Genomic DNA, 23414 nt, shown 5'->3' with positions numbered 1-23414 from the left:
CATTCTCAGTTGCGGGAGAGCTTGGAACAGATAGTGTGGGTTGACCCGGCGCTAAAAGATGACCTCAAGTTCCAGTCGCTCGAGGACTTTGTCGACAAACGTTAATAGCATCGATATCCAAGCCGCAAATGTGGGGAGGGTGTACGACAGCGGGCCTGCAACGGTCCGCTGTGCGATACAGACCTATATATCAATTTAAAAAGTATGTCTGCGAGCGCCCTGCTCGCCTGTGCGCGCGGCGCTGAAGAACATTCCCTGCCACCCCTCGCCGGAAAGCACTCCGCGAAGAATCGCGGTGGCTTTGCGCGCAGTGCAGCTTTCTGCCGAGTCCCTTCGCAAGCCTCACCAGTCGGAAGACGGCACGTGTCGCTAAAAATCAGACCCCAAATAATTTGAAGGCGTCGGGCCTTATCCGGCAGGCCCCCTCAAAAAATGCGCTTTCGGCTTCAAGCTGAAAAACCCTTAAAAATTGTGCGGCGCACCGCAAATTTCGCCCTTCCCGCAGACTTTTTTGTCTCTGAACGGGGTTTTCGTCGCTCCCGCAGACTTTAGTGTGCGCGGTTACCCCAAAAAATTCCCTTTGACAAACGCTCTTACGATATATATCTTAAGACATGTTTTAAGACACCCGATAACCAAGGAGGCCCCATGCGCCACCATTCGCATTCTGGTCACACTGGCCGTCACGGCCAGACGCCGCGCGATCCGCTCGCCTTTTTCGGCGGGCGCCATCCGGCCATGCACGCCCTCAACGCCCTGCGCCACGCCATGGGGCGCCATCGCGGCGGCGAAGGCCACGGCGACTTCGGCGATCGCTTCGGTGACGGTTTCGGCCGCGGCTTCGGCAGTTTCGGCGACGGCGACGGTTTCGGCCGCGGCCGCAAGTTCACGTCCGAAGACCTCCAGCTGATGCTGCTCGTGCTGCTAGCCGAGCGTCCGAGCCACGGCTACGAGCTGATCAAGGCGCTCGACGCGCGCTCGAACGGCTTCTACAGCCCGAGCCCCGGCATGGTCTACCCGGCCCTCACATATCTGGAGGAACTCGGCTACGTGAGCGTGACGCTCGAAGGCAACCGCAAGCGCTACGAGCTTTCGTCCGAAGGCCGCGCGCACCTCGAAGCCAACCGCGAACGCGCCGACCTGATCCTCGCGAAGCTCACGCACTTCGGCCGCAAGATGGAAGTCATGCGCCGTGCGCTGGCCGGTGAAGATCCGGCCGAAGGCACTGGCTGGGTGCGCGAGCTGATCGAGGCGCGCCACGCGCTCAAACGTGCGCTGCTGCGCCGAACCGACGCTTCGCCCGAGGAACAGCATCGCATCGCCGCGATCCTCGCGCGCGCCACCCAGGAAATCGAGAACGGCGGCGCCTGAGCAGCCGTTCCCGCCACCCACGCGCCCCGCGGCGGCCCACGTCGCGCCACCCCAACATCGGAGCCATACATGCAGAACCCGTCCCAACTCGAAGTCGTCCGTGTGCGTCACCCGCTGAAGTTCCGACTGTTGCGCGTGGCGCGTGTCCAGGCGCTCTCGCCCGCGCTCGTGCGCGTGACGCTCACAGGCGAGCTCGGCGATTTCGTCTCGGCGTCGTTCGACGATCACGTCAAGGTGTTCTTTCCTTCCGCCGGCGAGGAAAAGCCAGTACTGCCAGGCATTGGCCCAGACGGCATCGTATTCCCGGAAGGCATCGAGCGTCCCGCCGCACGCGATTACACGCCGCGCCGCTTCGATACGCAAACCAACGAGCTCGACATCGAGTTCGCGCTACACGAGGCCGGTCCGGCCACGGCGTGGGCGGCACAGGCCAAGCCCGGCCAGTATCTCGGCGTGGGCGGCCCGCGTGGCTCGATGGTGATTCCCACGGGCTTCGACTGGCATCTGCTGATCGGCGACGAAACGGCGCTGCCCGCCATCCAGCGCCGTCTCACCGAGCTGCCCGCTGGCGCGCGCGTGGCCGTAGTGATGGAAGTCGCGAATCGCTCGGCGCGCATCGAGCTGCCCACCGAAGCCGATCTGTACGCCACCTGGTGCTACCGCGATGAAAGCGAGTCGGCGTATCCGCTCGTGGAAGCCGTTTCCCAGGTATGGCTGCCGCCTGGCGAAGGCTACGTCTGGGCCGCCGGCGAGGCCTCGGCGGTACGCGCGGTGCGCGCGCATCTGTGCAACGAGCGCGGCGTGGACAAGAAGCGCATTCGCGCCTCCGCCTACTGGCGGCGCGGCGCGCAGGCCACCCACGAAACCATCGACGATTGAGCGGCCTTGCGGGGCGCAGTGCGAGAGCCGCGCCCCTGATTAAGGGGGCAAGTGCAAACAAAACGACGATGCGATCGGCCTACCGCATCGCTCTCCTCAATATTTTTCCCACGGCGGACTTTGGAAGGGCTTCCCGAAACTCGAACTGACGCGGCACCTTATAGCCTGTCAAGCGTTCGCGGCACCAGGCCTGAAGCATCTCGGCGGTCGGTGCGGGTTGCCTTGCCACCACGAAAACCCTCAATGCCTCACCGGTCTTCGCGTCCTGCACCCCTATGCACGCGCACTCGGCAACGTTCGGATGGCTCGCGACCACCTGCTCGATCTCGTTCGGATACACGTTGAAGCCGGAAACGAGCACCACGTCCTTCTTGCGATCGACGATGCTGACGTAGCCCTGCGGATCCATGACTGCAATATCGCCCGTGCGCAGGAAGCCGTCCGCCGTGAACGACGCTTGAGTTTCCTCAGGCCGGTTCCAGTATCCACGCATCACCTGCGGCCCCCTCACGACGATTTCCCCGGGCGTTCCCGGCGTCACGTCACGCCCGTCATCATCGAGCAGGCGCAGTTCGGTTGAGGACACAGGCACACCAACGGTTTGCGTGCGCGCGGTCGTTGCCGGTGGGGTCATGCAGACCGTCGGCGAGGCTTCGGTGAGACCGTATCCGCCGGACAAGGCGCATCCGGTCAACTCCTGCCATCGTGCTGCTACAGTCGCCTGCACGGCCGCACCCGCCCCGCACGTGTAAGCGAGGCCCCCGAAGTCGAGATCGTGAAAAGACTCGAAATCGAGCAACGCGTTAAACAAAGTGTTCACACCGACGAAGAATGAAAAGCGATGTCTTCGCCATTGATCAACGAGACTTGAAAGATCTCGCGGGTTTGGAATCAGGACGTTCTTCCATCCGCCGGCGGCCGAAAGCAGGCAGTTACCCGTCAGCGCCATGATGTGATACATCGGCAACACCGTGACCACACAAACCTCAGGACCACGAAGTGTTCCGCGCAGCCATGTGGACAGTTGAAGGACGTTGGCAATAATGTTCCGGTGCGTCAGTATCGCGCCTTTGGGAAGGCCCGTCGTGCCGCCCGTATATTGCAGGAACGCGATCGCATCCGGTGACAACGGCGTCCTGGGTCTCTCCGGGAGACTCCCGGTCTCCACTGCCTGCAGAAAACCGGGCACGGCTCGCCGGTTCGCCTCCTCGACATCACCGCTCCCGCCGCGCGCCCCATCGCGCAACAGCCGAGGCAATGCCGCCATCTCGCCCGAAGATGCCAGAATCAATCGACAGCCTGCACTCTCTGCCGCCGCCCGCGCGACGGCCGTCGCCCCCTCCCAGGCGACGAGCAGCGACGCTCCGCTATCGCCAAGGTGAAACGCGACCTCCCTCTCGGTGTACTGAGGGTTCAGATTGACCACGACCATCCCGGCCCTCAGTACGCCAAAGAGTGCAATTGAATACTGCACCACGTTAGGCATCATGAGGGCGACGCGAGCGCCGGACGGAAGGCGTTCGATCATCTGAAGGTACGCCGCGAACGCTTCGCTCAGGGCATCGAGCGTCATATAGTCGAGTTCGATATCCCCGCAAACGACCGCGGTGCGCCGAGGGTACGTGGCGCTGGTTCTTGTCAGAAAGTCAGCGACCGAGTCGTATCCCGCCAGATCGATGTCTGCAGGCACGCCAGCCGGATACTGGCCAAGCCAGCTTCGTTCCATGCTTGTCTCCTTGCCATGTTCGTTGTTTCGCCGGAATCCACAGTTCGTGTGCCCGCGGTGGCTGTTGCACCAGGTGTCATCGCTCGCCGCGCGTCGCATCGTGTGCGAATGGACCGGCTTGGCTAGCGCAACGCTTCCCTGACGAAATCGAGTCGATCCTGCCCAAAGAACATCTCTTCGCCCACGAACATCGTCGGCGCGCCAAAGAGACCACGCGCGACCGCCGCCTCCGTGTCCTTCTTCAGCTTCTCCTTCACGGCAGGATCCTCGGCGAGTTGCAACAGCAGCGAGGCATCGAGGCCGGCGCTTTCAAGCACGGCGCGCACCGTGGGCAGGTCGCCCATGTTGCATGGGTGCTCCCACATTGCGCGGAAAACAGCGTCGACGTAACGTAGAAACAATCCCTCATCCTGGAGCTGGACGCCGGTAGCCCCGCGCATGAGCATCAGGGTATTGATGGGGAAATGTGGATTGTGGATGTACTGAACGCCATAGCGCCGTGCAAAGCGCGCCAGATCCACTTGCATCCATGCGCCTTTCGCAGGAATGGCCGCAGGCGAGGCATTGTTTGTCGCCTTGTGTATCCCACCCAAAAGGACTGGCCGGTAAACGAGATTCGCGCCGTGCTGCGCGGCAATACCCGGCAGTTGCGTCCACGCCAGGTAACTGGCCGGACTGCCGAAGTCAAAATAGAACTCCACCGATTTCACCATCTATTCGCCTCCCCCAAATTCACCGCATTTTCCGAGTGACGGCAGCGATCCGCGTCACATGTTCCGCCATTACGTATGCTGAACTACCGTTAATTTAACGATGGTTATGCTATCCTCGACTTCAACTCTTACGAAAGACCGACCATGCGCTATTCAAGCTCTCACAAAGAGGAAACGCGACGCAAGCTGATCGAAAGCAGTCGCGCCATTGCGAAGGAAGATGGCTTCGCGTCCACGGGTATCGATGCGCTGATGGCGTCGATCGGACTGACGGGAGGCGCCTTCTACAATCACTTCCCCTCCAAGCAAGCCCTTTTCGATGCACTCGTCGCCGAAGAGGCGTCCAACAGTGCGGACCTGCTCGCAGTGGGTGAAGGCGCCCCCGAAGGCGATCTCGCGCGGCGCCTGCGCAGTTACCTGAGCACGTATCATGCGTTGCATCCCGAGTCGGGGTGCGCGCTGCCTACGCTCGGCCCGGAAATCGCGCGAGCCACGCCGGCTGCGCGCAGTGAGGTCGAGAAGTCGCTCAAACGCATACAAAAGAGCTGGGGCGCAGACCTCGACGACACGGGCGCCGCATGGGCCGTCATGGCCCAGTGTGTCGGCGCCCTTCTGCTCGCGCGCACGGTCGAAACGGAGCGCACCCGCAAGGAGATCCTCGCTTCCAGCCGGCGCTTTCTCGGTGAGGCGCTCGGTATCGACGCATTGAAGTAACGTTCGCATCTCGCGTGTCCGTGCAGACGGATCGCCGATTTACCAGCGCTCCATATACGGACGCAAATCCAGTTCGAACGTCCACGCATCGCGCGGTTGCTGATGCAGATACCAGTAATTTTCGGCGATGTGGTCCGGATTCAGGATGCCGTCCTGCTCCTTCAGGGCATAGCGTTCGGGGAAAGTCGTGCGAATGAAGTCCGTATCGATGGCTCCATCCACAATCACGTGCGCGACGTGGACGTTCCGCGGGCCCAACTCCCGGGCCATGCTCTGAGCCAGCGCGCGCAGAGCGTGCTTCGCGCCGGCGAACGCGCCAAAATTCGCTGCACCTCGAACACTTGCGGTCGCGCCGGTGAAGAGGATGGTGCCTCTACCCCGGGCCACCATGCGCTTCGCCACTTCTCGACCATTGAGAAAAGCGCTGAAGCAGGCCATCTCCCAGATTTTGAAATACTTTCGTGCCGTTTCTTCCAGGATGCTGCATGGTACGTTTGCGCCGATGTTGAACACCATCACCTCGATCGGGCCGTGTTCAGCTTCCACGCGTTCGATCAGTGCGACGACGTCCTCTTCCTTGCGGGCGTCGCTCCCGTAACCGAATGCCTGACCGCCATGTTCGCGAATACGGGCGACAAGCGGCTCGAGCTTATCTTCTGATCGGCGACTAACGCACGCGATGTAGCCCTCACGCGCGAATCGCAAGGCGATAGCGCCGCCAGTGGCGTCTCCCGCGCCAATTACAAGCGCGACCTTCGGTTGCGACTTGTCCGATTGCATGCTGCCTCCTCTTTTTCGAACGACCGTTTAGTTAACGAACGGTAACTAAACGGTCGCTCGTTGTCAACCGGATTTCCTGCAAGGAGGCAAGGTGATGTGCGTGCTTCTACGTGCCGGCGTCTCGGGACCTCTGAGGCAGTTTGAGGTCCAGACGCTCGCGAGTGTGGCCGATATCAAGACATCCGCGCGATACCGGGGCGCAATACCAGGCCGTAATGGCGCCGACGCGCTGGCAAAACATTCAGCGTTGCTGCACGGCTTCCGCCTTTCTCGCCGCCTCTACCAGCGCCGCGAATCGCTCCAGGGCTGCCACACTGCTGTGCACCGAGTGATATTCCTGCCGGCCGATGCGAGCGTCGAGCACGATCGTCATGCCGCTTTGTCGAGCGAGGCTCAGGATGTCCATCTCACACTCCTTACCGGGAAACGATGCAATTTTCGTCGCACTGGATTGACGATTACCAGTCCGCAGATTACGCGCGACACCGCAGATATCAACGAGCGCGAGGCGAAATGACCTTTTGCGAATCCCGAACAATCGCGACTACCGCCATCAAGGCCCCGGGAGATCAGCGAAGGTCTGTCGTTATCAGCTTCCCTATGTCGCTAACATGAGCAAAACCCGTGCCACCGCGTAACATCATACGAATCCAGGCAGCGGAAAGACAGTTAGGAATCCGTCTTTCCGATACAGATATCCGCCCCGCTGCGCTCCCTCACGCGGACACTTTCTCCCCCTGCTCGGCAGCCGCCAATTCGCTTCGCAACGTGTGTTGTTCACCTTCCGGTATTTCGCCTGGCGCACGGTGAATGTCGTGGGTGACAAAGCCCTGTTCGCGGCTCGGTATGGCAAACCAGTCTGGATGAGCAAACGAAGCACGAATATCCTCGAGTCCGCTCGCCCAGTGTTCGTTCATCGTGTCGATACTGAACTCGTAATCCTTGTAGTGCCCCTCGTACGGCTTGTTCTTGTAGATCAGATGCACGACGTTGATCGAGCTGCCATCGGCCACGGTCTGCGCCAGACGGAAGAGCGGGTCGCTGCGCCGCGCGTCGGCGGGCACATGGTCGAGCAGTTCCTTGATGAAGCGCGCATGTTTCTGGCGATCGGCAAGCATGCTGGTGATGGCACGCGTGCGGCTCGAGTATTGAATATCCTTCGCGCGCTCCGCCACGTCCATGAAGTCGGCCGGCACACCGCCGCTCGCGCTCCATAAATCAACCTGAAACACGAGCGCATCTTTGTGATCCGATTCACGCAATACTTCCGTGAGAGGCGTATTCGACACGAGCCCGCCGTCCCAGTAGTACTCGCCATCGATCTCGACTGCAGGAAAGCCCGGCGGCAAGGCCCCCGATGCCATGAAGTGTTCGGGCTCAAGGCGCATCTTCGTGTTGTCGAAGTAGACGAGATTGCCCGTACGCACATTCACGGCGCCCACCGAGACGCGAATCGGACCGTCGTTGATCCGTTCGAAATCGGCGAACCGCTTGAGCGTCGCTTTCAGTTCGGCAGTATCGTAGTAACTCACCGAATCCGGCGGCGTTCTGTGCCAGCCCGCAACGGGAAGTGGCACGCGCGGGGAAAAGAAGCCTGGCTGTCCTTCCGCGAGCGCGCGCCCTGCCGCCCACATGCTGGCCCATCTGCGCGCATGCTCGCCGTGACCGAAAAGCGGCAGCGCGAACGCCCCCAGGTTGCCGAACCAGTCGCGAGGACGGCAAATCGCTTCCCAGAAGCCTCGCAGCGCCTCGACGCGCCGTCCCGCCTCGTTGCCCGCAATGATCGCCGTGTTGAGCGCACCGATCGACACGCCAGCAATCCGGTGCGGCTCGATACCGGCATGCTCGATGCCCTCGACCACGCCGGCCTGATACGATCCCAGTGCGCCGCCACCCTGCAAGACAAGGGCGATCTCGTCGTAGCGCGGCAACTCGAATTGCTTATGGCCAATGCGGACAATCGTCTCTGCGCTGCGCATACAGCCTCCTTAGTGCATCGACCAGCCGTGCGTGACGAGCACCGACTGCCCAGTCAACGCGTTGGATTCAAAGCCCGCCAGGAAGGCAACCGTATTGGCGACATCATCGAGCGAGGTGAATTCGCCGTCGACGGTGTCTTTCAGCATGACGTTCCTGACGACGTCAGCTTCGGAAATGCCGAGCGCTTTGGCCTGCTCCGGAATCTGCTTGTCCACGAGCGGCGTGCGCACGAATCCGGGGCAGACGACGTTGGCTCGCACGCCACGTGAGCCGCCTTCTTTGGCGACGACACGCGCGAGCCCGAGCAGACCGTGCTTGGCCGTCACATACGCCGCCTTGAGTTTCGAGGCCTCGTGCGAATGCACCGATCCCATATAGACGATCGAGCCGCCCTTCCCGCTCGCATACATGTGCTTGAGCGCAGCCTTGGTCGTAAGGAAGGCGCCATCCAGATGAATGGCGAGCATCTTCTTCCAGTCCGAGAACGCGAATTCGTCGACGGGACTGATGATCTGAATGCCGGCATTCGATACCAGCACGTCGATGCCGCCGAAGACCTTCGCAGCCTCTTCGATTCCCGCATTGACGGCTTCCTCGTTGGTCACATCCATCGCCACGGCGAGCGCCCTGCCCCCTGCCGACACGATGCTGTCGGCCACCTTGCCCGCATTTGCGAGGTTAAGGTCGGCGATCACGACCGCAGCGCCCTGGCTCGCAAACGTGCGCGCGCAATGTTCTCCGATCCCGCTGGCGGCGCCGGTGATAACCGCAACCTTGTTCTTGACAGACATATGTAGTCCTTATTGCTTAGTTGAAAAATCAGGCAAGCTCGACTTCGCCGGCGCTGTGCCGGGCAGGCACCTCGGCAAGATAGTCGAACGCGACTTCGCCGATATCGAGCGTAAGGTTGGCAATCACGTGACGGCCGCCCACCACGCGTCGCACCGGAAGATCCGCCACCGGTGCAAGCGCGTGGGGATGCAGCTCGATGGCGGCGGGACCGCTCCACGCGCCGAGCACCGTCACGTCGCGCAGGTAAAAGCGCACGAGTTCGCAAATTCGTGCGGTGCCGTCCACGTGCGGGATCACCTTGAGCAGATAATTGGGCGTTTCAGCCAGCTTGCGGCGCTCATCCTCGCTATTGAGCAGATGATGCTTGTAGCCCATGGTGCCGGTCGCCACGCGTTGCGTACCGTAATCGAGCGTGCCAAGCAGCGTGTCGTTGCCGTCCACCTTGAGAACCGGCCGAGCCAGTTTCTTGGGAAAGCCCCAGATCTCGCGGCCGCCTGCGATCGGGCCTTCGTCGTCGAGATACATGGAGTGCGTATAGTTGGCGAGGCGCCCTTGCGGATCGCGCACGGAAATGACCTGACCGCTTTCCGTATAGTCCCCGAAGCCCGATGAATCCGGCATGCGAATGAACTCGTAGTGAACGAGGTTATTCTCGGGCCGCAGCGGTTGCGGCACGACCGCGCGCAGCGCATCCGGATCGGTCTCGTAGCTGATGATGAAATATTCCCGATTCACGAAATGGAATGGAGGCCGCGGGTACGCGGGATTGTGAACCGGCATCGCGAACGCTTCGCGACGGATATTTTGGATATCCATGCTTCCCTCGTTAATTGGCTTCGGTAGAACGATGCAAATCATAGAGGCAAATTCGCGCACACGGGAAAATATGACGACAAAAGATTGTTGCGATTTCCAATGTTAAAAATAATTCAGAAATCCCGGCGTGATCGCTGTCATGTCAGATAAAAATCCGGAAGCGCAAGCCAGATAATCACTGAAGATAATTCATTTATTGAAAAGTCAATACTTTTAATATTCTCGATTCAATATTTACATTATGTTTCAGACTCGATCGATTTCATTTACTGATGCAACGCTTTGTTGACTCCTCTGCAATGAGCTCGTGGCAGCGGCCTATACCCGTGAATTCATTCACTGCGTATTCGGGGCAGCAAGCAATGAGCGCACATATCTGGGAGGCACGTTCCGATGCGCTCAGCGATCAACCCGCTGATCATCGCGCCACATAGATTGGAGGAGAATAAGAGCTAAATCTAGTCTCGGTCGGATAACCCGAGCTTGCGTGGCCGTTGGTTTCCGAACCATACTCGCCGACCTGCATCGACTTTTCCTCACGGTCATTATTATTTCCAGTAGTACGAACAGATTCAGACTGTGTCGCAGCATGTACATGCTCGCCATCTGACTGAGCGCTGATTGCGGTCAACCCGGACTGGGCATGCGCCGCCACTGAAGCCGTGAGAAAAGCCGCCAGGAAAGCCGATTTTGCGAAGAACTTCACTACTATCCCCTATGGATGAAACCTGAAAATCCGCCGCTCTTCCTTCACAAGCGGCGTTAGGGGAAGGCTACGTCAAGAGGGAGACGACATAAATGGCGCTGGGCGAACAGACCCTTGTCGGCACGGCGACAATGGCCGATTACCCTTCACACGGCCCCACGCCCTCGGGAATACGCCAACCGTTGGCCGAAACACAACTGCAAGCTACCGTCCCAACGAATTCGCTGCGAAGAACGCAGTCGCGTGATCGATGAACGCGCGTACCTTTGCGGGCATCAAGGTTCTCGTTACGTACGCAAGCCGGAGCTCGATTGCGTCCTCGGCCAATTCGAAGCCATCCAGCAACCGAACAAGGCGCCCGGAGGCCAGGTCTTCGAACAGCAGCGCTTCCGGCAGCACTCCCAAACCAAAACCCTTTATGACCATTTCGCGATTGAACATAGGATTGTTCGACGCAATGCCGAACTTCAGAGGAATCGCAATCTCCCCTTCTGCGGCCTTGAACGCTAGCGCAGGCTTTCTGATCGACGGAGAGACTGCCACGAATTCATGCTCCGCGAGGTCCGCGGGTTCGGCCGGACGCCGATGCCTCTTCAGATACTCAGGTGAACCGACTATTACCAGCGGGACGCGATCCAGTAGCTTCGTCACGGTCGTATCGCTCGTGAGCATGTAGGGAAGGACGATACCCATATCGTAGCCATCGCCAACCAGGTCGACGGGCCGTTCGACGAGGGTGACATCGAGGCACACCTTTGGATTTTGCTCCTTGAAGCCCGCCAGAAGCGGGACGAGACGATTGACTGTGGCCGTAGTATGCGCGACCAGCCGCAGTACACCCGTGGCCTCCCTGGCCTCGTTGAAAGTCTCCGCCTCGAGTGCGTCCAGATCGTCGAGAATCCGGACACACCGCTCGTAAAATCGCTCGGCGGTTTCGGTCAGTGAGATTTGACGGGTTGTCCGATGGAACAGCCTGCTTCCGATTCGCTGCTCAAGAGAAGCGATCGCCCGGGAAACGACGGGAGTCGTAACGCCAAGCGTATCGGCCGCCCGCGTGAAGCTCCGCGCCTCGACAACGGTGCGAAACACCCGGAGCGTTTCAACATAGTCCATGGTCGGCCGCCCAATTTGAACGCGATCAGCAAGGTCAGCAATGCGCCCTCGCCGGCACACCGTCCGGCTTGTACGCAAACATCCCTCTCCTGCGTTTTTCGCTGCGTTGCAAGTAGCCATGGGTGTGCTAATGCAGCGCAGTGGCAATCCCACTCCAGTCAGCATGCTTGAACACAATCTTACTCGTGGATACCATCTCAAGATGTCAGCGTGCGACGACGTTGGGCAACGCCACATTTCATCGGCTTCCTGCCGACGACTTGCCGACCGCCTGCACCAACTCGACACACGCCATGAAGCCGGATCCGCGCATGCCGGCTCAGCAGCGAAACGCCCGCGTACGCCGGGCAATTCGTACCGCATGACGCCAGCGCGCCGCGTGCTCCGCGGTGCGGAAATCGGATTCCCGCGAACGTGCGGCCCAACTCAGCGCCGCCAGCCAGCCGCTAACCGTCCAGCCAAGAAACAGATTGATCAAGAATACTTTTGCCGCCTCGTGTTTCATCCGTCTGCGGGCGATCATGGTTGGCGTAAAGTACGCCGCAGCAACGAGTGCAAACAATATATAGGCCATAACCGAACGCATTTGACACCTCGACCTGAATCATGTGACGAGCGATTCTAAGTTCGCGTCTCGGGGAGATGAAGATCGGCGCACGTACCAGAGTGTTGCTCGAATTCGCAACGCTAATGTGACCCTTCTTAGGCCCCAGCCATCATGATTGATCTGATGATAAGGCTTCGAAATCGCCTTGAGAGTCGGCATGAAGCAACGCGCCCGACAAAAAGAAAACCGGCTCGCGGGCGTTGCGCGCCTCATGAGCGCGCTTCGCACTGCGAACCGGTTGTGCTTCAGGTAGAAAGCGGATGAAACCGCGGGTGTTGCCCGCGTGAAGCGCGAGACCCGACCGGCCGATCGGGTCCGCACGCCTCGTCGCTTCGGCAGGAAGCGAAAGCGATGCTTAGAAGCGGTGACGCAGGCCCACCGTTGCAGCGACCTGGTTCTGCGTGGTCGACGGCGACAGCGTGTTGATCATCGCGACGTTCGCGCCGGCGTCGCCGAGTTCGCCCGAAGCGTGCTGGTACACGGCACCGGCGTACACGTCGGTGCGCTTCGAGAGCGAGTAGTCAGCCGTCAGCGAAACGGTGTGCCACTTCGGATCGCCGCCGCCGTTCGAGCCCGTGACCTTGCCGTCCGTGTACGTGTACGAGGCGTTCAGGGCAAGAGCCGGCGTCAGCGCGTAGGCGCCGTTCAGCTCGAAGTTGTCGAGGTGCAGGTTCGTGCCCGTCGGGATGGTGAAGGTGTTGCCACCCTGGCCGCCGGCGATCAGGTTTTGGTACTGCGTGTGCGTCCACACGAAGCCCACCGTTGCCGGGCCGTAGTTGTAGTTCACGCCTGCACCGAACGTGCGCTGCGTTTGAGCCGACAGGTTGAAGTTGTTGCCATTCGACGGCGAGTTCGCGCCGTTGCTGTTGCCGTTGAGCGAGTTGTTCATCTGCAGGTAGGCAGCCGCGAAGTTCAGCGGGCCGTTGCCGTACGATGCGCCAACGCTCCATGCACGGTTGTTCGCGAACTGGCCGGCGTCGTTGCTGAAGCCGTACAGGCCGCCGAACTTGAAGCCGGCGTAGTTGGTGCTCTGGTACTTGACCGCGTTCTTGATCGAGAACGAATGGTCGAGGTTGTCGTTGTCGAACGGGTGAGCGGCCAGGTTGTTGCCGTAGCCACTGCCGGTTTCCGAAAGCGGGCCGAGGTAGTCGACCATCGAGTCGTATTGGCGGCCGAGCGTCAGCGTGCCGAAGCGGTCGCTCTGCAGACCGACGAACGCCTGACGGTTGAACATCGTGCCGTTCTCGGTGTCCTTGCCGTTGTTCAGGTTGAAGCCGTTTTCCAACGTGAAGATCGCATGCAGACCGCCGCCCAGGTCTTCGCTGCCCTTCAGGCCGAAGTACGTGTCGCCAACGGTGCCGCTACCCTGGTTCCATGCGGCGTGGCCGCCTGCATTGTTCGCGTAGACGATACCCGCATCCAGCGCGCCGTAGAGAGTAACGCTGCTTTGTGCATGAGCGGAGGCTGCGAATGCGCCGAGGACGCCCGCGATAATCAAAGTATTCTTCATGACTTTCCTTAATGACATTCAGATCGCACTGAAGCGGCTCCGGGTATTGGGGCCACCCCTGCAATCCCGGCGGAAGTCTACGTGGCAAAGGCGTTAAATCACGGCGATCGATGCTGGAACAGATATTTGCGAAATCTGGAAATATCGAGATAAATCTGATAACTCACTGTTATATAAGGATTTTTTTGAATACACCGGGCACCTTGACGAAATCCACTGTCGCAATCACGCGACGGCCCGATCAGCGGCGAATTCGATTATTGTGAAAAGTGGATTAATTACGGACGATTTCCTGCATTATTTTTTCTCGATTCGATGAAACTCATGGGCCGCAGCTGCGGTCGAACGCGGCCCGCCGCGCAGAATGCGCCGCCCATATTATTCATTTTCGCGGCGATTATGCGCGCATCAAATCGCGATTATCGCCGGCGCGGCCATCCTGCCTGAACGGGCATCGTTCGATACCCTCTCGTGACACGCCATGGGGCGCGGGGGCGCGCATCCGCTAAAATCCCGGAACGCGCGCTCCCGTAGCGCCTGCATCGACGCCACTTCTACCGAACGGCCGCGTCGCCCTCACCCGTCCGGCGCGAGCCCCCTCATGACAAACAAATCCACTGCAACGCCCGCCACGCCCTTCAGCGAGCTACCGCTCGCCCCCGCCACGCTCGCCAACCTCACCCGCCTCGGCTACGTCGACATGACGCCGATCCAGGCGGCGAGCCTGCCCATCGCCTTCGCGGGCCACGACTTGATCGCCCAGGCCAAGACCGGCAGCGGCAAGACCGCCGCGTTCTCGCTCGCGCTCCTCTCGCGTCTGAACGCGAGCCGCCAGGACGTGCAGGCCATGATCCTGTGCCCCACGCGCGAGCTGGCCGACCAGGTCGCACAGGAAATCCGGCGCCTCGCGCGCGCCGAGGAAAACATCAAGGTGCTGACGCTGTGCGGCGGCACACCCATGCGCCCGCAGGCGGCGAGCCTCGAACACGGCGCGCATATCGTGGTGGGCACGCCGGGCCGCATCATGGACCATCTCGAGCGCGGCAACCTCACGCTCGAAGCGCTCAATACGCTCGTGCTCGACGAGGCCGACCGCATGCTCGACATGGGCTTCTTCGACGACATCGCCACCGTCGCGCGCCAATGCCCCAAGGAGCGCCAGACGCTGCTCTTTTCGGCCACGTACCCGGAAGGCATCGCGAAGCTGAGCCAGCAGTTCCTTCGCAATCCGAAGGAAGTGAAGCTAGAAGAACATCACGACGACAGCAAGATCCGCCAGCGCTTCTACGAAGTGACGGAAAACGAACGGCTGCACGCGGTGGGCATGCTGCTCAATCACTATCGGCCCGTGAGCACGCTCGCGTTCTGCAACACGAAGCAGCAATGCCGCGACCTGCTCGACGTGCTGCGCGCGCAGGGCTTTCACGCGCTCGCGCTGCATGGCGAGCTCGACCAGCGCGAACGCGACCAGGTGCTGATCCAGTTCGCCAACCGCAGTTGCTCGGTGCTGGTCGCAACCGACGTAGCCGCGCGCGGCCTCGACATCGCGCAACTCGAAGCCGTGATCAACGTGGACGTCACGCCCGACCCCGAGGTGTACGTGCACCGCATCGGCCGCACGGGCCGCGCCGACCAGGACGGCTGGGCGCTCAGTCTCGCGAGCATGGACGAGATGGGCCGCGTGGGCGGCATCGAAGCGGCGCTCAAGCGCGAAGTGGAATGGCGCCCGCTCGCGGAACTGAAGCCCGCCAGCAACGAGCCCCTGCTGCCGCCGATGGAAACGGTGCAGATTCTCGGCGGTCGCAAGGAAAAGATTCGCCCCGGCGACGTGCTGGGCGCGCTCACCGGCGAAGCGGGCTTCAACGGCGCGCAGATCGGCAAGATCAACGTGACCGACTTCTCGACCTACGTGGCGGTGGAGCGCAGCGTCGCGCGCGACGCGCTGCGCAAGCTCAACGCGGGCAAGGTCAAGGGCAAGAAGGTCAAGGCCCGCCTGATGGACGAATAGGCGGAACGAACACGCCGAACGACAAAGCGGCGCAACCAGGCGCGACTCGCAAACGACGAGGCGCGCACGCGGCTTGCGCACTCTCGAAGCGTTACGCCGCCGCTCAACCGTACAGGAAAGCCATGAAACAACCGCTCAGAATCGATTTCGTCTCCGATATTGCGTGCCCGTGGTGCGCGATCGGCCTCTCTTCGCTGAATCTCGCGCTCGAACGTCTGCGCGACACCGTCGAAGCGCAGATCGTCGTGCATCCCTTCGAGCTCAATCCGCAGATGGGCCCCGGCGGCGAGTCCGTGGTCGAGTATCTCGGCAACAAGTACGGGCGCACGCCCGAGCAGATCGCCGAAACCCAGGCCATGATTCGCGAGCGCGGCGCGAGCGTCGGCTTTACGTTCGGCGTGCGCGAGCGCGTCTACAACACCTTCGACGCCCATCGGCTGCTGCACTGGGCCGGCATCGAAGGCAAGCAGCTGCCGCTCAAGCTCGCGCTGCTGCGGGCCTATCACGGCGATGGCAAGGACACGAGCGACCACGCAATGCTCGTCGCGGCGGCGCAGTCCGTGGGGCTCGACGCGGCGCGGGCGCGCGAAGTCCTGGAAAGCGGCCAGTACGCCGACGAGGTACGCGCCGAAGAGCGCGAATACCAGGCAGCGGGCATCCAGTCGGTGCCGGCGATCATCTTCAACGAGCGCTATCTGGTGAACGGCGGCCAGCCCGTCGAGACCTTCGAGCGCGCGATACAGCAGATCCTGGCCGAAGGTTGAGGCCCGGCGCGAAGGCCCGAATCGCCCCCGATGACGGCCGCTGAATTGCCCCTCGCGGCGACGCGCAGACCGCAGATGCCGGCCGCCCGCTCGCGGACGTGTAAACTAGCGGGTTTTTTGCCCAAGGTGAAAAAGTGCTAGCCCCGCAACGCCTGGCGTTGAGCGGCCCGACGCTCGTTCGCTTGCTCGCCGGCCTCGGCAACGCCGAGGTGCCCGAATCCCGGCAATCGATCTCGGACCACCTGAGCCAATGGCTCGGCTGGACGGACGCCATCGCGCTCTCGACGGCGCTGAGCAATAACGCGCAGGCGGCGTCGGCTCGCGCCGCTGCCGCGCGCGTGGGCGCGAGCGCCGAGCAAACCCAGAGCGAGCGCGTACGCGTGGCGCTCACGAAGGCGATTGTCGGCGACGGTGCATCCGCGCGGCGCGATGGACGCCGCACGCCGGCCGCCGCCGCGCAAGCGCAGGCCGATGTGGAACCCGATTTCGCGGATTTCCGCCAACGCTACCTCGCGCTGCAGCAGGCGATGGAGACGGATATCGGCACGCTGCGCACGCGTCTGCGCGCGACACTCGCCGTCCGCACGCCCGCACACGCGCGCCTCGCAACGGTGGATGCCGTGATGGAGCAGGCGCTCGGCGCGCGCGAGCGGAACCTGCTCGCCAGCGTGCCCGCACTGCTCGGCGCGCATTTCGAGCGTCTGCGCGCGGCGGCCGTGGCTACGGCCACGGCCGAAGCCAGCGAAGCCGCCGCCGAAAGCGCCGCCCCTTGCGCGCCGCGAGCGTGGCTCGCGGACTTTCGCAAGGATATGCAGAGCGTGTTGCTCGCCGAACTTGAGATCCGGTTCCAACCGGTGGAAGGGCTGCTCGCAGCGCTTCGCACCAGCTAACCCAAACGCTATGTCCCGATTTCGCATTGAACCTGTTGTTTTCGTCGTGGGTCTCGCCGCCGTTTGCTGGATCGCCGCCGGCTATCTGGGCTCGAATCCGCTCGCGCTCGCCGTTACGGTGCTAATCGGCGCGTGCTACGTGACGGGCGCCTGGGAGCTCTACCGCTTCCGCGAGGCCACCGCCACGCTCGCTCAGGCTGTAGCGCAACTCAACGCGCCGCCCGCGCGTCTCGCCGGCTGGCTCGAAACGCTGCAGCCCGGGCTGCGCAATCCCGTGCGCGCGCGCATTGAAGGCGAGCGCGTGGCCTTGCCCGGCCCGGCGCTCACGCCGTATCTCACCGGTCTGCTGGTGCTGCTCGGCATGCTCGGCACGCTGCTCGGCATGGTCGTGACGCTCAAGGGCACCGGCGCCGCGCTGGAAAGCGCCGCCAATCTCGACGCGATCCGCGCCTCGCTCGCCGCGCCCGTGAACGGCCTCGGCTTCGCGTTCGGCACGTCGATCGCGGGCGTTGCCACCTCGGCGATGCTCGGGCTGCTCTCCGCGCTCTGCCGCCGCGATCGCATCGCAGCGGCGCAGCAACTCGACGTGAAGATCGCGACGACGCTGCGTGGCTTTTCGCCGGCGCATCAGCGCGACGAATCGTTCAAGCTGCTGCAGCGCCAGGCCGAGGCCATGCCCGCCCTCGTCGACAAGCTCGGAGCGCTGATGACGCTGATCGAGCGTCAGGGCGTCGCGCAGCACGAACAACAGATCGCGAGCCAGCAAGCCTTCGCCGCGAACGCCGAGGCTGCGTGGAGCCGTCTTGCGGCCTCCGTCGGCCAGTCGTTGCGCGACAGCGCAGCCGAAAGCGCGCGCGCCGCGGGCGCGGCGCTGCAGCCGGTCGTGGAGACGACCATGGCGGGCCTCGCGCGCGAATCGGCTTCGATGCAAGGCGCGCTCACGCAGGCAGTACAGCAGCAACTCGACGGTCTCACGAGAGGCTTCGAGACCTCGACCGCCAACGTGGCCGAAATCTGGAACCGCGCGCTCGCGCAGCACCAGCAAACGAACGAGGCACTCACCGCGAACCTGAGCGGTGCACTGGAGCGCTTGAACACGAGCTTCGAGCAACGGTCGGCGGGATTGCTCGATGGAGTGTCGGCGCGCCTGGAGGCGGCCTCGGGAACGATGTCGCAAGCCTGGCAAGCGGCGCTCGCGCAACAGGAACGCACCGGCGAAAAGCTCGCGGCCGACAACCAGCAGGCGCTCGCCACGGCAGCGGGCGCGTTCGAGCAGCATTCGGCAGCGCTGCTGCGCGCGGTGGACCAGTCGCATGCGGACTTGCAGACGGAACTGGGCGCACGCGACGAAGCGCGCCTCGCAAGCTGGGCCGAAGCCCTTGCGACGATGGCGGCTGCGCTGCGCACGGAGTGGGAAGCAACGAACGCCGCGAGCGCGCGGCGTCAGCAGGAAATCTGCGCGACGCTCGCCCAGACCGCGAACGATATCGCCGCGCATTCGCAGCAGCATGCAAGCAAGACGATCGCTGAAATCGATCGCCTCGTTGCAGCCGCTTCGGAAGCGCCGAAGGCCGCAGCAAACCTGCACGCGGAAATCGCCGCACGCGACGAACAGCGCCTCGAAACCTGGACCGCATCGCTCGCCACAATGGCCACTGCCCTGCGCAAGCAATGGGAAGAAACGAGCGCCGCAACCGCGCAACGTCAGCAGGAAATCTGCGAAACGCTCTCCCAGACCGCCAGCGAAATTACCACGCAGTCGCAAGCTCACGCCGCCGCCACCATCGCTGAAATCGGGCGCCTCTTGCAGGCCGCGTCCCTGGCCCCGCAGGCCGCCGCCGAAGTCATCGCCGAGCTGCGCCAGAAGCTCTCGGACAGCATGGTCCGCGACACCGCCATGCTCGACGAGCGCAACCGCCTGCTCGCCACGCTCGAAACCCTGCTCGACGCCGTGAACCGCGCCTCCACTGAGCAGCGCTCGGCGATCGACGCGCTCGTGTCGACCTCGGCGGACCTGCTCGAACGCGTGGGCGGCCAGTTCACCGACAAGGTGGAAACCGCAACCGGCAGGCTCGGCGCGATCGCGGCCCAGGTGACGGGCAGCGCCGTGGAAGTGGCCAGCCTCGGCGATGCGTTCGGCGCGGCCGTGCGCGTGTTCGGCGAGTCTAACGACAAGCTCGTGGCGCATCTGGAGCGCATCGAAGCCGCGCTCGACAAGTCGCTCGCGCGCAGCGACGACCAGCTCGCCTACTACGTGGCGCAGGCGCGTGAGGTGATCGACCTGAGCATGCTGTCGCAGAAGCAGATCGTCGAGAACCTGCAGCAGCTCGCCAGCCAGCGTGCCTCCGCCGGAGTCGACGCGGCATGAACGACGAAATCGACGGCGGCGCGGCCCCCGCCGCACCAGTCTGGCCCGCGTTCGCCGACCTGATGTCGGTGCTGCTGGGCGCGTTCCTGCTGATTCTCGTGGGCGTGGTCGGCATGCAGCTCGAACTGTCGAGCCGTCTCGCGAACGAGGTCAAGCAACGCGAAGCCGAAACGCAGCGCCGCAAGACGCTCGAACAGGCGCTCGCAGGCCCGCTCGCGACGGGGCGCGTGACGCTCGTGAACGGGCGCATCGGCATTAGCGGCAGTGTGCTGTTCGCGCTGAACTCCGACCAGTTGACGCCGCAGGGCCGCGATCTGCTCAAGACCCTCGCCGGGCCGCTCACCGCGTATCTGCAAAGCCGCGACGAGATCCTGATGGTGAGCGGTTTCGCCGACGACCAGCAGGTGCACGCGGGCAACCGCCGCTTCGCCGACAACTGGGAGCTTTCGGCCGAGCGCGCGCTGACGGTCACGCGCGCGTTCATCGAGCAAGGCGTTCCGGCTTCGTCGGTATTCGCGGCCGCATTCGGCTCCGAGCAGCCGGTGAGCGCGAACACCGACGAGGCCGGCCGCGCGAAGAACCGGCGCGTGGAGATCGCTCCGGTGCCGCGCCCCACCGTAGGCGAGGGCGCGCATCGTGACTGATCGCGGCCAGCACGCCGCGGCCGAAGCGCGCGCGCTCATCGAAGCCTGGCGCGCGCGCGGCGCCGACCGGCTCGATCCGGTGCGCTTTCATTTCATCGAGGCGCTGGAGCAGCGCGCCGCCGCACACGCGGGCGAGGCGCGGCGGCTCATCGACGCGCGCCTCGCGCAACTGCTGAACGCGTTTGCCGACGACCTCGCACGCGAGGCATCGAATACGGCCTACGCGCTCGGCGACCAAACGCATCGCGGCGCACTGGGCAGCCTCGTCGATTCGCTCGCGCGCCCGGACACCGCGCATCCCGCATCCGCAGCCAGGCACGAGCCGGACCCGGAGCTGGTGGCGTATTTCAGGAAGACGTGGTCGCGCGTGCGCACCGAAAAGCAATTGCGTCAATCGCTGAACCAGGTGCCGAAGAACGCCGGGCCGCTCAATTCGAGCAGCCTCGTGCACCGTGCGCTCTCGCTCATGCGCGAAGTCTCGCCGGGCTATCTCCAGCAATTCCTCGCGTACGCCGACGCGCTTTCGTGGCTGGAGCAGCTCAATGCGAGCGTCGGGGCCACGGCGCCCGCAAAGGAAGCGCCGCGTGCGGCCGGGGTCAAGAAGGGAGCGCGCGGCAAGGCGCGCTAGCCACGATACGCGGCCACGCGGGCCGCAAAGTCTGGCCCTGCACCGGGCCGCCCTCACCCCGCCTCGCACGGCCTCATGCAAGCTTAGGCAGCCTTATGCCGCCTTCCGTCGCGCCCGCACGGCTTCGGCCAGCCCGTCGAGCACGGGCGCCGTCTGCGCCCAGCTGATGCACGCATCGGTAACGGATACGCCGCGCTTGAGCGGCACGCCGGGCTTCAGGTCCTGGCGTCCCTCTTCGAGATGGCTTTCGATCATCACGCCGACAATGCGCTTCTCCCCGCCCGCCAGCTGCTCGCCGATATCGCGCGCCACGTCGATCTGGCGCTGGTGCGCCTTGTTCGAGTTCGCATGCGAGCAGTCGATCATGACCTGCTCCCGCAACCCCGCCTTCGCGAGCGCCGCGCAGCACGCTGCCACCGAATTGGCGTCGTAGTTCGGCCCGCTCTTGCCGCCGCGCAGGATCACGTGGCAGTCGTCGTTGCCGCGCGTTTCGAAGATCGCGGCCATGCCCATCTTCGTCATGCCCATGAACGCGTGGCTCGCACTCGCCGCGACGATGGCGTCGGCGGCTATCTGCACGCCGCCGTCGGTGCCGTTCTTGAAGCCAATCGGGCACGACAGTCCCGATGCCAGCTGACGATGGCTCTGGCTCTCGGTCGTGCGCGCGCCGATCGCGCCCCATGCCACGAGGTCGGCGATGTACTGCGGGCTCAGCAGGTCGAGGAACTCGGTGCCCGTCGGCAGGCCGAGCGCGTTGATGTCGAGCAGCAGTTGGCGCGCCGCACGCAGGCCCTCGTTGATGCGGAAGCTGCCATCCAGACGCGGGTCGTTGATATAGCCCTTCCAGCCCACCGTCGTGCGCGGCTTCTCGAAGTACACGCGCATGACGATGAAGAGGTCGTCCTTGAGCGCGTCCGCTTTCGCCTTGAGCAGCTTCGCGTATTCGATGGCCTGGTCGTGGTCGTGGATCGAGCATGGGCCCACCACCACCACGAGGCGGTCGTCGCGATGCGCGAGCACCTCGGCGATCTGGGCGCGGCTCGTTTCGACGAGCGTCTGCGTGCCCTGCGGCACCGGCAGCTCGTCTAGCAGCAGCGCGGGCGAGATGAGCGGACGCACGGCGCCGATGCGCACGTCGTCGATGCGGGTCGTGTCCTGGGTGGCGTCGGCGACGCCGACTTCCTGATCGTGCTGCGGATTGTCGATACGGCTCAAGATGCTCTCCAAATGCGCACGACATGCATGCGGGGGGGAATGGGCGATTATCGCATCCGGCGCGCCGGGCGGCGCCTGGGCGAGACGTGTGCCACGCAGCCGCACGCCCAAACGAAACGAGGCGGCCCGAAAGCCGCCTCGCCAGAGAATCGCCCGCGAATACGCGCGGGGTAAGCCGATCAGCGCGCCGTGCCGCCCATCGGGTAGCCCTTGCCCGCAAGCCGGCGCGCGATGCGCACGAGCGCGAGCCACTGCTGTGCCAGCAGGCCTTCGCCATAGCTCACGCCGTTGCCGTGCGGCGCGGGCAGCTGGTCGCGAATGCCGGTGGGCTCGTGCGCCTTGTTCCACGACGCCGTGCGGAACATCATGTCCCACCACGGAAACAGCACGCCGAAGTTGCAGCCGTAGCGCGTGCCTTCGTGGCCATAGCCGACCGCATGATGACGGCGATGGAACGCCGGGCTCACCACGATGCGCTCGAGGAGCCACCCGAGTTCGAGGCGTGCGTTCACATGCTGCACGCTCTGCATGAAGTTGCTCACGGCCACGAGCACGACGAACTGCGAGGGCTGCACGCCGATGAACAGCGAAATGCCCGCGAAGAACGCGGCCTGGATGATGTCGTCGAGGAAATGATTGCGATCGTCGCACCAGAGCGACATCTGCTGCTGGCTGTGGTGCACGGCGTGCAGTTCCCACCACACGCCGAAGCGGTGCTGCCAGCGGTGATACCAGTAGCCCGCGAAATCGAGCACGACCAGGTAGATCAGGAACGAGACGAGCGGCCGGTCGGTCACGCCGGGCCAGAGGCTGTCCACGTCGATGTTCGGCACGTTGTAGATCGCCATCAGGCTCTGCCAGTGATTGAACAATGGCGTGAGCAGGAAGAAGAACGCGATGTTGATGATGCCGAGCTTCGCGATCCACGTGTACCAGACGTCGGCGCGCAGCGCCTTGCGGTCGCCCCAGCTCTCCAGCGGGCGAAGCGCTTCGAGCGGGCGAAGGATCGCGTACATCACGACGATCTCCAGCACACCCACGATCACCCAGTAGAGCGCGTCGTAGGTGTCCTCGTCGTAGCCCATCAAGCCGACCTTGTAGAAGATGGGCTGAACGACGTCTACATAAACGAGCGTCTGCAGCCACGAAACGAGGTTGTCGGCCTGCGAAATCAGCGTATCAATCATCGA

At 63.2% G+C, this 23414-nt stretch carries 22 protein-coding genes; 9 read left to right on the top strand and 13 right to left on the bottom strand.

From position 1 onward, the window contains the following. The first annotated feature begins 648 nt into the window (after positions 1 to 648). Entirely contained in the window at positions 649 to 1371 is a 723-nt protein-coding gene (locus VMJ11_RS15345; protein ID WP_414694400.1) for a PadR family transcriptional regulator, read from the top strand. Positions 1372 to 1440: 69 nt separating this feature from the next. After that, positions 1441 to 2250: a siderophore-interacting protein gene (locus VMJ11_RS15340; RefSeq protein WP_325620243.1), complete on the top strand. Its 810-nt coding sequence runs from the start codon at positions 1441 to 1443 to the stop codon at positions 2248 to 2250. A 79-nt stretch (positions 2251 to 2329) separates the two neighbouring features. On the opposite strand, the gene VMJ11_RS15335 is transcribed toward VMJ11_RS15340, so the two are convergent. Both VMJ11_RS15335 and VMJ11_RS15330 read right to left on the bottom strand, forming a co-directional pair. Beyond that, positions 2330 to 3976 (bottom strand): AMP-binding protein, encoded by a 1647-nt coding sequence (locus VMJ11_RS15335; RefSeq protein ID WP_325620242.1) that lies wholly within the window; start codon positions 3974 to 3976, stop codon positions 2330 to 2332. A 122-nt stretch (positions 3977 to 4098) separates the two neighbouring features. Then, positions 4099 to 4689 (bottom strand): 2-hydroxychromene-2-carboxylate isomerase, encoded by a 591-nt coding sequence (locus VMJ11_RS15330; protein WP_325620241.1) that lies wholly within the window; start codon positions 4687 to 4689, stop codon positions 4099 to 4101. 144 nt (positions 4690 to 4833) lie between these two features. Between VMJ11_RS15330 and VMJ11_RS15325 the strand changes: the two genes are divergently transcribed. After that, complete coding sequence (locus VMJ11_RS15325; protein WP_325620240.1) at positions 4834 to 5403, top strand: TetR/AcrR family transcriptional regulator; 570 nt, start codon at positions 4834 to 4836, stop codon at positions 5401 to 5403. A gap of 39 nt (positions 5404 to 5442) precedes the next feature. Here VMJ11_RS15325 and VMJ11_RS15320 read toward each other — a convergent pair whose 3' ends face one another. The 9 genes from VMJ11_RS15320 to VMJ11_RS15280 all read right to left on the bottom strand — a co-directional run bounded on the left by VMJ11_RS15320 (position 5443) and on the right by VMJ11_RS15280 (position 13707). Beyond that, complete coding sequence (locus VMJ11_RS15320) at positions 5443 to 6183, bottom strand: SDR family oxidoreductase (RefSeq protein WP_325620239.1); 741 nt, start codon at positions 6181 to 6183, stop codon at positions 5443 to 5445. Between the two features lie 241 nt (positions 6184 to 6424). Next, positions 6425 to 6589: a hypothetical protein gene (locus tag VMJ11_RS15315; protein ID WP_325620238.1), complete on the bottom strand. Its 165-nt coding sequence runs from the start codon at positions 6587 to 6589 to the stop codon at positions 6425 to 6427. A gap of 310 nt (positions 6590 to 6899) precedes the next feature. Continuing rightward, the gene (locus VMJ11_RS15310) at positions 6900 to 8162 is read right to left on the bottom strand and encodes a patatin-like phospholipase family protein (RefSeq protein WP_325620237.1); all 1263 of its coding nucleotides are present in this window, start codon (positions 8160 to 8162) and stop codon (positions 6900 to 6902) included. Positions 8163 to 8171: 9 nt separating this feature from the next. Further along, entirely contained in the window at positions 8172 to 8954 is a 783-nt protein-coding gene (locus tag VMJ11_RS15305) for a 3-hydroxybutyrate dehydrogenase (protein WP_325620236.1), read from the bottom strand. A gap of 28 nt (positions 8955 to 8982) precedes the next feature. Further along, complete coding sequence (locus VMJ11_RS15300) at positions 8983 to 9771, bottom strand: acetoacetate decarboxylase (RefSeq protein ID WP_325620235.1); 789 nt, start codon at positions 9769 to 9771, stop codon at positions 8983 to 8985. 418 nt (positions 9772 to 10189) lie between these two features. Then, a complete protein-coding gene (locus VMJ11_RS15295) occupies positions 10190 to 10477 on the bottom strand; it encodes a hypothetical protein (RefSeq protein WP_325620234.1) in 288 nt (95 codons plus the stop codon). Positions 10478 to 10681: 204 nt separating this feature from the next. After that, positions 10682 to 11590 carry a LysR family transcriptional regulator gene (locus VMJ11_RS15290; protein ID WP_325620233.1) on the bottom strand — a complete coding sequence of 303 codons (909 nt, stop codon included), beginning with the start codon at positions 11588 to 11590 and terminating at the stop codon, positions 10682 to 10684. Between the two features lie 319 nt (positions 11591 to 11909). After that, the gene (locus tag VMJ11_RS15285) at positions 11910 to 12176 is read right to left on the bottom strand and encodes a superinfection immunity protein (RefSeq protein WP_325620232.1); all 267 of its coding nucleotides are present in this window, start codon (positions 12174 to 12176) and stop codon (positions 11910 to 11912) included. Positions 12177 to 12552: 376 nt separating this feature from the next. Beyond that, positions 12553 to 13707, bottom strand: a complete 1155-nt coding sequence (locus VMJ11_RS15280; RefSeq protein ID WP_325620231.1) for a porin — start codon at positions 13705 to 13707, stop codon at positions 12553 to 12555. A 601-nt stretch (positions 13708 to 14308) separates the two neighbouring features. Here VMJ11_RS15280 and dbpA point away from each other — a divergent pair. From dbpA to VMJ11_RS15250, 6 genes are all read left to right on the top strand, one after another. Beyond that, positions 14309 to 15715, top strand: a complete 1407-nt coding sequence (gene dbpA, locus VMJ11_RS15275; RefSeq protein WP_325620230.1) for an ATP-dependent RNA helicase DbpA — start codon at positions 14309 to 14311, stop codon at positions 15713 to 15715. A 122-nt stretch (positions 15716 to 15837) separates the two neighbouring features. After that, positions 15838 to 16479 carry a DsbA family oxidoreductase gene (locus VMJ11_RS15270; protein WP_325620229.1) on the top strand — a complete coding sequence of 214 codons (642 nt, stop codon included), beginning with the start codon at positions 15838 to 15840 and terminating at the stop codon, positions 16477 to 16479. Positions 16480 to 16613: 134 nt separating this feature from the next. Then, on the top strand, positions 16614 to 17369 hold the full coding sequence (locus VMJ11_RS15265) for a DUF3348 domain-containing protein (protein ID WP_325620228.1): 756 nt from the start codon (positions 16614 to 16616) through the stop codon (positions 17367 to 17369). A gap of 10 nt (positions 17370 to 17379) precedes the next feature. Further along, complete coding sequence (locus VMJ11_RS15260) at positions 17380 to 19737, top strand: DUF802 domain-containing protein (RefSeq protein ID WP_325620227.1); 2358 nt, start codon at positions 17380 to 17382, stop codon at positions 19735 to 19737. Beyond that, the gene (locus VMJ11_RS15255) at positions 19734 to 20381 is read left to right on the top strand and encodes an OmpA family protein (protein ID WP_325620226.1); all 648 of its coding nucleotides are present in this window, start codon (positions 19734 to 19736) and stop codon (positions 20379 to 20381) included. The genes VMJ11_RS15260 and VMJ11_RS15255 overlap by 4 nt, the downstream gene beginning before the upstream one ends. Then, positions 20374 to 21009 carry a DUF2894 domain-containing protein gene (locus VMJ11_RS15250; protein WP_325620225.1) on the top strand — a complete coding sequence of 212 codons (636 nt, stop codon included), beginning with the start codon at positions 20374 to 20376 and terminating at the stop codon, positions 21007 to 21009. The genes VMJ11_RS15255 and VMJ11_RS15250 overlap by 8 nt, the downstream gene beginning before the upstream one ends. Before the next feature lie 93 nt (positions 21010 to 21102). On the opposite strand, the gene VMJ11_RS15245 is transcribed toward VMJ11_RS15250, so the two are convergent. Then, complete coding sequence (locus tag VMJ11_RS15245; protein ID WP_325620224.1) at positions 21103 to 22224, bottom strand: 3-deoxy-7-phosphoheptulonate synthase; 1122 nt, start codon at positions 22222 to 22224, stop codon at positions 21103 to 21105. A gap of 179 nt (positions 22225 to 22403) precedes the next feature. Beyond that, positions 22404 to 23411, bottom strand: coding sequence for a sterol desaturase family protein (locus VMJ11_RS15240; protein ID WP_325620223.1), 1008 nt, complete (start codon positions 23409 to 23411; stop codon positions 22404 to 22406). Positions 23412 to 23414 lie beyond the last annotated feature (3 nt).

Origin of the sequence: Paraburkholderia sp. (genome assembly GCF_035501035.1) — a bacterium.
Taxonomy (GTDB): Bacteria; Pseudomonadota; Gammaproteobacteria; order Burkholderiales; family Burkholderiaceae; genus Paraburkholderia.
Note: the sequence above shows the minus strand (reverse complement) of the source record. Positions and strands in the feature narration are given on the sequence as shown.

What these genes read in the sequence shown, in the direction of transcription:
- VMJ11_RS15260 (WP_325620227.1), top strand. Translation starts at nt 17,380, where the DNA reads ATGTCCCGATTTCGCATTGAACCTGTTGTTTTCGTCGTGGGTCTCGCC.
- VMJ11_RS15340 (WP_325620243.1), top strand. Translation starts at nt 1,441, where the DNA reads ATGCAGAACCCGTCCCAACTCGAAGTCGTCCGTGTGCGTCACCCGCTG.
- VMJ11_RS15335 (WP_325620242.1), bottom strand. Translation starts at nt 3,976, where the DNA reads ATGGAACGAAGCTGGCTTGGCCAGTATCCGGCTGGCGTGCCTGCAGAC.
- VMJ11_RS15255 (WP_325620226.1), top strand. Translation starts at nt 19,734, where the DNA reads ATGAACGACGAAATCGACGGCGGCGCGGCCCCCGCCGCACCAGTCTGG.
- VMJ11_RS15290 (WP_325620233.1), bottom strand. Translation starts at nt 11,590, where the DNA reads ATGGACTATGTTGAAACGCTCCGGGTGTTTCGCACCGTTGTCGAGGCG.
- VMJ11_RS15330 (WP_325620241.1), bottom strand. Translation starts at nt 4,689, where the DNA reads ATGGTGAAATCGGTGGAGTTCTATTTTGACTTCGGCAGTCCGGCCAGT.
- VMJ11_RS15310 (WP_325620237.1), bottom strand. Translation starts at nt 8,162, where the DNA reads ATGCGCAGCGCAGAGACGATTGTCCGCATTGGCCATAAGCAATTCGAG.
- VMJ11_RS15315 (WP_325620238.1), bottom strand. Translation starts at nt 6,589, where the DNA reads ATGGACATCCTGAGCCTCGCTCGACAAAGCGGCATGACGATCGTGCTC.
- VMJ11_RS15280 (WP_325620231.1), bottom strand. Translation starts at nt 13,707, where the DNA reads ATGAAGAATACTTTGATTATCGCGGGCGTCCTCGGCGCATTCGCAGCC.
- dbpA (WP_325620230.1), top strand. Translation starts at nt 14,309, where the DNA reads ATGACAAACAAATCCACTGCAACGCCCGCCACGCCCTTCAGCGAGCTA.
- VMJ11_RS15345 (WP_414694400.1), top strand. Translation starts at nt 649, where the DNA reads ATGCGCCACCATTCGCATTCTGGTCACACTGGCCGTCACGGCCAGACG.
- VMJ11_RS15240 (WP_325620223.1), bottom strand. Translation starts at nt 23,411, where the DNA reads ATGATTGATACGCTGATTTCGCAGGCCGACAACCTCGTTTCGTGGCTG.
- VMJ11_RS15320 (WP_325620239.1), bottom strand. Translation starts at nt 6,183, where the DNA reads ATGCAATCGGACAAGTCGCAACCGAAGGTCGCGCTTGTAATTGGCGCG.
- VMJ11_RS15270 (WP_325620229.1), top strand. Translation starts at nt 15,838, where the DNA reads ATGAAACAACCGCTCAGAATCGATTTCGTCTCCGATATTGCGTGCCCG.
- VMJ11_RS15325 (WP_325620240.1), top strand. Translation starts at nt 4,834, where the DNA reads ATGCGCTATTCAAGCTCTCACAAAGAGGAAACGCGACGCAAGCTGATC.
- VMJ11_RS15305 (WP_325620236.1), bottom strand. Translation starts at nt 8,954, where the DNA reads ATGTCTGTCAAGAACAAGGTTGCGGTTATCACCGGCGCCGCCAGCGGG.
- VMJ11_RS15300 (WP_325620235.1), bottom strand. Translation starts at nt 9,771, where the DNA reads ATGGATATCCAAAATATCCGTCGCGAAGCGTTCGCGATGCCGGTTCAC.
- VMJ11_RS15285 (WP_325620232.1), bottom strand. Translation starts at nt 12,176, where the DNA reads ATGCGTTCGGTTATGGCCTATATATTGTTTGCACTCGTTGCTGCGGCG.